The sequence below is a fragment of the Mycobacterium sp. genome (assembly GCF_052144515.1).
In the GTDB taxonomy this organism is placed as follows: Bacteria; Actinomycetota; Actinomycetes; order Mycobacteriales; family Mycobacteriaceae; genus Mycobacterium.
Window position 1 is genome coordinate 24,151 of record NZ_JBKQQD010000434.1, and the last position, 6,056, is coordinate 30,206.

Below are 6,056 nucleotides of genomic sequence, written 5' to 3' on the forward strand. Positions count from 1 at the left end.
CGAGGATTACATGTGGGAGCCGCCGTCGACCCGCAACTCGGTCCCAGTGATGAAATATGCCTCGGGCGCGCCAAGCATCGCGACCACGGCCGCTACCACGTCGGGCTTGGCGAAGATCGCACCGTCGGGCAACGGCAACATCGGCTGAATCTTGCCGAACAGCGACAGGTCGGAATCGGACGGCAGGCCTGGGCCGACGCTCTGTCGGGATTCGCCCGAACCGTCTGTCATACCCGACGAAATGGATCCCGGCGCAACGCTGTTGAACCGGACGCCCCGCTTGCTGAATTCCAGGGCCAACGCATGGGTCATCGCTTGAATGCCGCCCTTGGACGCGGCGTATGCCGCCATGTACGGGTGGGCGAAGTTAGCCGACGTCGAGCTGAAATTCACCACAGCGGGCCCGTTGCCGGCGAGCAGCGCCGGAATCGCTTCCCGGGTCACCAGGAACGTTCCGACCAGGTTGATTTTGATTACATGTTCGAAGTCGGCGAGCGTGGTTTCGGTGAAATGACCCGATCGCAGAATTCCTGCCGCGTTGACCAGCGTGTCTAGGCCGCCGAGCACCCGAACCGCCTCCGCCACACCGGAAATCACGGATACTTCGGAGCCGATATCGAGGGCGACCATGCTGAGCCGTTTCCCATTATCACCGGCCTTAGCGTGCGTGTCGGCCAACCCCGCCTCGCTGATGTCGGCGGCCACGACCGTCGCACCCTCGGCCAGCAGCCGCAACACCGAGGCCTGCCCGATACCGGAGCCGGCGCCGGTGATGAGCACTCGGCGGTCGGTGTAACGCTGTAATGGGGTGGTGGTCACGATGACGGTGCTCCTCTGCTGTCTCAAGTGCTGCATGCGAACTGTCACATCGATTCACGCTGAGGGCAGTTGAATGACAGCTCGAAGAAGGTCCCTGGCCTCAGCGCTGCCGTCGAGTAGGCGGGTCGTCCGGTGGGTGATCCGCCAGCCTTCCGTGAATCGGCGCAGCCGAACATGGTGGACGCCAGAGAGGTGGATGCCATAGGCGCCGTTTCGGCGTCGGATGAGGATCGATTCGCAAACCGCGACGGCCTCGTCGCCGTCGACGCGGACGTGTGCCGGTCCGAAGAAGTGCGCGCAGCCACCCCGGAGCAATTCCCAATGCGGACCCGAGCGCAGCATGTCGGCGATTGATTCGCGAGAGCGCATGCGCCAGCCTTCGACATCATATTCGCCGTCTCTGGCCCACAATGCAGCGGCGGCATCTGCCTCACCCGCATCCGCAAGCGGACCGTAGGAGGCCATAAGCTTCAGTATCGCGAGCTCGTCCTCCACCTCTCGCAGGCGCTGCTCTAACCGGGCGAGCCGATCATCGACGCTCATGATTGCGCCGGCTCGACGCGGATCAGGCGGGTCACTGCGGCGTGTGCTTCCAGAATGACCTCAGCACGATTGGGATCACGGTAGCGAGCTGCGGTCGTAGCGTTCCTGCCCGCGACCCACACCGGGCCGTTGGCCAGCTGCTCGAGTCCTTCTCGTGCCACGTCTTCGGGATCGTCGGCCCGTAGCCCTGGGACGTCGAAGTTGATCCCCACGCGTTCCATCGCGGGAGTGTGGGTCAAACCGAGTACGAGTTCCAGAACATGGACACCGTGCTCGCGCAATTCCAGCCACAGCCCCTCGGCAAAGATCTGTCCGAATGCTTTCACGCCTCTGTAGACGGTGTGTCGGACGGAGCCGGCGTATCCGGATAGCGACCCCACCATGAGGATCCCGCCCTTGCGACGTTGCCGCATCGCCTGACCGAAGTGGTGCACCAGTGCCAGCGGCGCAGTGATGTTGAGATCGATGACGCGCTGGAACTGCGCGAGGTCGCCGTCGAGGAACTGCTTGCTATGCGTGTTCGCTCCGGCATTGCATATCAGCAGTCCGACTTCGACGTCTTGCGCATGCTCGATGATCCGGTCGACACCGTCCTCGGTGAGATCGGCGGGCACCGTTCGGACTGTGACACCACGGGCACGGCACGCATCGGCGGTGTCGGCCAAAGGGCCGGGTTTGCGTGCGGCCAGCACGAGATTGACGCCTGCCTCGGCGAGTATCCGCGCAAAGGCCGCCCCGACACCTTCCGATCCCCCTGCCACGACGGCCCAGGGGCCGTATGCGGCAGCGAGGCGCTGCATGGGTTCACTGCCGCCAACTACCATGACATTAGTCTCGTTGCTGCCCGGTGGTCAGGGCGTCCAGGGTTTCGCTGAGTGGGATACCATCACCACCGCTGCTCCGCGGCGCCCGGTCGGCGTTCCAGTCATCGGAACCGCCTGCCGGACAACCGGATTCCAAGGTTAGCCTGCGACGATGACCAAACCTGCTGGCAACATCGCGTGCTTGAGATCTACCCTCCGGTGATGTGCTGATGTTTTCCGAGCGAACGTTCTTCTCTTTTGTCGAACTAAGCGATCCATCGCGGCACCGCGAATACAACCAGTGGCACCAACTGGACCACCGGCCAGAGAACTTGCTGCTGCCCGGTGTGGCCTGGGGTGACCGGTGGGCACGCCCCCGCGAGTACATGCAGCTGGGCGAGGTTTCCGTTGCGGAGTTCGCGGCCATCGACTATGTGGCGATGTATTGGTTTCGCGCTCCTTACGACGAGAGCGTGGCCGCATGGACAAAGCTGGCTGAGGACTCTTTTCAGTGGGGCCGCGGGCCGATGTTGCCAGGTGTGCGCCGGCCGCTGGCCGCCTTTTTCACTCCGGTTCTGGGCTACGTCTCGCCGCGAGTGCGGATATCCGCCGACGCGTTGCCGTTTCGCCCCAATCGCGGCCTGCACTTAACCCTGACAATGATGGATGACCCGCACGGTTTCGCGGCGCACGAGCAGTTTCGTTGGCAGGATCGGCTGCGCATACCTGATCTGCTCGAGTGCGCTGGGGTCGCCGGCGCATGGACGTTCTCACTACTGGAACCGCTGGTTCACCCGACCTTGCCGGTCGGGGGCACCGAGTACCCCTCGCGGTCTCTACGTATTCGCTTGTTGTACCTCGAGGACGATCCTGGTGTCGTCGCGCAGGAGATCGCTGGACGCGAAAGGGAATTGGACGTGGCGGGCCGTGGCACACCGCGCCCGGGCGCTGAGCAAGTCCTGATGTCTGGTCCCGTGCGGACGATCATCCCGTGGGATGACTGGTGAGCGTGCGCATGGGAGTGAGCACCCCCGTGGTACTGGATGTTCCGGGGCGCTCGGCGGCCTGGGAGGCGGACGCAGGGATCGAGAAGATTGTGCGCATTGCCGAGACCGCCGACTGGTTGGGCTTTCATCACCTGACATGTAGCGAGCATGTCGCGGTGCCGGAGAACGCCGTGTCGGCCATGTTGGGTGGCTCGCGCGGCACACGGTACTGGGACCCGCTAGCGACTTTGTCGTATATTGCCGCACGTACCAGCCAGATTGGCTTATGCACTGCGGTCCTGGTGCTCGGTTATCACCACCCCCTTGCCATTGCGAAGCGATTCGGCACTCTGGACCTCATCAGCGGGGGCCGGCTCGTGCTTGGTGTCGGCATCGGCAGTTCGGCCGAGGAATTCGACGTACTCGGTGTGCCATTCGTTGATCGTGGGCGCCGTGCCGACGATGCCATCGCGGCGGTGCGTGCCGCAGTCGGGCGCCGCGAACCCGAGTACGACGGGCCGTACTATTCATTCTCTGATCTTGTCGTCGACCCGCATGCGGTCGCGACCAATGTGCCGATCTGGGTGGGCGGCACCAGCTGTGCGGCGTTGCGTCGAGCCACCTCGCTCGCCCCGTCCCGCACGCGGGCTTCGATGTCGTCGTGAGCACAGTCGACGCGCTTGATCCCATAGCGGCACCCGAGGAGGCCACCTTCGCCGTGGAGGCACTGGCGGAGGCCGGTGCGACGATCGTCCAGCCGAGGCTGCGGCACGAATCTGTGGAGCACTACCTCGAACAGCTCGACGCGTTGACCCAGTTGTCCTGTTACCGCGCGTCGGCCGGCCCCCGGCCATGACTCCATTGTCTTCGGCCTGCCTCAATTTCTGATTGAGGGCGCTCGCCCTTATGCATGTTGGCTTCGCGGACCTGGTCGCGCCGCAATCCCGTACGTACTTTACGAAAATGCTGCGCGGGCATCGGAGGTGCCTGGGACAGGGTGCGAACGCTCGATCACTTGGTCGCCGGGGCCGGTGCGAATCTGGCGGCGAACTCGTGGACGCTCTTGACTACGTGATTCAATTCCTCGTCGCTCATGCCGTGGCTCATACCGAGCGACATGCCGCGTGCGAAGACCTCGTCGGCGTGCGGCAGCCCATCTGCCGGCACCCGATACTCAACGCCACGCATCATCGGGTGGCGGGTTACGTTGCCGCTCCAGACCGTTCGCGTGTCGATACCCACCGATTCGAGATGCTCTTGCAGATCGGACCGCGCGAAACCGGCGTCTGCTCGCACGATGACGGGGTAGCACAGCCAGGCGGTGTAGAAATCCGGATGTTGCCTGGGCAACCGGAACATGCTCGGGTAGCTGCCGAACGCGCCGTTGAACGCCTCGAAGATTTCCGCCCGGCGACGGTAGTTGCGGTCCAGCTTCGACAGCTGCACCAGTCCGAACGCCGCTCCGAGCTCGGACGGCTCGAAATTCCATGGCAGTACGTCGAAGATGAAATCGTTGTCGTAGGCGACACCGTCGAGGTCTTCGCGGAACACCCGTCCGCCGCCGGCCGAACCGAACAAGTGCGGCTCCGAGCGTCGGCCCCACCGGCGCAGCATCAGTCCCTTGTCCCGCAACTTCTCGTCATCCAGGCACACCATGCCGCCGTTACCGGCGCAGGTGATGATGTGTGACATCGCAAAACTGGTGACGGTGATATCTGTGCGGCTGCCGGTCTTGGTGCCGCGCAAGGAGGTTCCGATGCAATCGCAGGAGTCCTCGATGACTTTAAGGCCGTGCCGGTTGGCGATGTCGTGGATCGCGTCCCAATCCGGAGCGTTGCCGGCGAGATTCGGGAAAAGCATCGCCTTGGTCTTGCCGGTGATCAGCTCCTCGATCCGGGACACATCGACGTTGTAGGTGTCCGGTTCCACGTCGACGAACACCGGCACCCATCCGCCGCGCACGATCGGCGACACGTCGGTGGAAAAGGTCAACGGGGAGGTGATGACTTCCGAGCCCTTCGGCAGATCGAGCAACTCCAGCGCCAGGTACAGCGCCGATGATCCCGAATTGCACATCAGGCCTAGCTTCTTGCCGTACACATCCGCGACCCTTCGTTCCATCTCGGCCACGTTCTTGCCGATCTTCAGCGCTAACGGCCCACCGCGCAACACTTCAAGACACGCGTTGATCTCTTCTTCGTCGTGCACGCTGCGGGCATAGGTGACTCGGGTCACTGCGCTTCTCCTGTTCTTGCCGTGGTGGCCGGCAACACCACTGACAGCTACGCATCGACGTGATAGCTGTGTAGATGGGCACCGTGCGGTCGCCACCGCCGGCAGTCGATGTCTATCGGTTGCATAGCGATTGGATCAATCGCCTGATTGTCGTCAATCGGCAGTACCGGGGTCACGCCGATTTCCACTGGTTGAAACGGGCGCACATCACGCTCACGCACGAGGTCGTTCACTCGTCGGAAGAATCGCGTTAGTCGGGCCGCGTTGCCACTATGAACACTCAACGGAGTACCGGCTGAGCTGCTGCGGCGTTGCCGAGTGCAGCACCACAAGAGTGGAGGAGTCGGCGGTGAGCGAAAACCGTTGTGAGAAAGTTCATCACGCCCTGCTGGGCCCTACCGTGCGCATTGGGACCGCCGCGGCCATAGCGGTCGTGGCGGTGGTTGGTCGCGTGCCCGTCGCCGCGGCGGAGTCGGATCACGACGTTCCCATCGTGTTCCACTATCACGGGCAGCCGTCCGTGCCCATCGCGCAGCAGTGCGAAAAGCTCAACGGCGTTGACGGCTTCGCCGTCGGCAATCCTACGGTCGCCGGGTCGACGCCCGGCGATACCTGGCCCGCACCCCAGGCCAGCGCCGTCAGCTGCGCCTAAGCCAACCCCGATGGCAGC

Annotated in this window: 6 protein-coding genes and 1 pseudogene; 3 read left to right on the top strand and 4 right to left on the bottom strand. The window is 63.7% G+C overall.

The window, feature by feature from the left end:
- Window positions 1-6: 6 nt before the first annotated feature.
- The 3 genes from ACLP9N_RS29605 to ACLP9N_RS29615 are packed head-to-tail and all read right to left on the bottom strand — an operon-like array spanning window position 7 to window position 2,162.
- On the bottom strand, window positions 7-819 hold the full coding sequence (locus ACLP9N_RS29605) for an SDR family NAD(P)-dependent oxidoreductase (protein WP_442410705.1): 813 nt from the start codon (window positions 817-819) through the stop codon (window positions 7-9).
- A 54-nt stretch (window positions 820-873) separates the two neighbouring features.
- Window positions 874-1,362, bottom strand: a complete 489-nt coding sequence (locus ACLP9N_RS29610) for a nuclear transport factor 2 family protein (RefSeq protein ID WP_442410706.1) — start codon at window positions 1,360-1,362, stop codon at window positions 874-876.
- Entirely contained in the window at window positions 1,359-2,162 is an 804-nt protein-coding gene (locus tag ACLP9N_RS29615; protein ID WP_442410707.1) for an SDR family NAD(P)-dependent oxidoreductase, read from the bottom strand. The genes ACLP9N_RS29610 and ACLP9N_RS29615 overlap by 4 nt, the downstream gene beginning before the upstream one ends.
- A gap of 233 nt (window positions 2,163-2,395) precedes the next feature.
- Between ACLP9N_RS29615 and ACLP9N_RS29620 the strand changes: the two genes are divergently transcribed.
- The gene (locus ACLP9N_RS29620) at window positions 2,396-3,172 is read left to right on the top strand and encodes a hypothetical protein (RefSeq protein ID WP_442410708.1); all 777 of its coding nucleotides are present in this window, start codon (window positions 2,396-2,398) and stop codon (window positions 3,170-3,172) included.
- Between the two features lie 2 nt (window positions 3,173-3,174).
- Window positions 3,175-4,007, top strand: a pseudogene (locus tag ACLP9N_RS29625) (TIGR03619 family F420-dependent LLM class oxidoreductase).
- Window positions 4,008-4,162: 155 nt separating this feature from the next.
- On the opposite strand, the gene ACLP9N_RS29630 reads toward ACLP9N_RS29625, so the two are convergent.
- Window positions 4,163-5,386 carry a DegT/DnrJ/EryC1/StrS family aminotransferase gene (locus ACLP9N_RS29630; RefSeq protein WP_442410709.1) on the bottom strand — a complete coding sequence of 408 codons (1,224 nt, stop codon included), beginning with the start codon at window positions 5,384-5,386 and terminating at the stop codon, window positions 4,163-4,165.
- Between the two features lie 349 nt (window positions 5,387-5,735).
- On the opposite strand from ACLP9N_RS29630, the gene ACLP9N_RS29635 reads away from it, so the two are divergent.
- Window positions 5,736-6,038, top strand: a complete 303-nt coding sequence (locus ACLP9N_RS29635) for a hypothetical protein (protein WP_442410710.1) — start codon at window positions 5,736-5,738, stop codon at window positions 6,036-6,038.
- Window positions 6,039-6,056 lie beyond the last annotated feature (18 nt).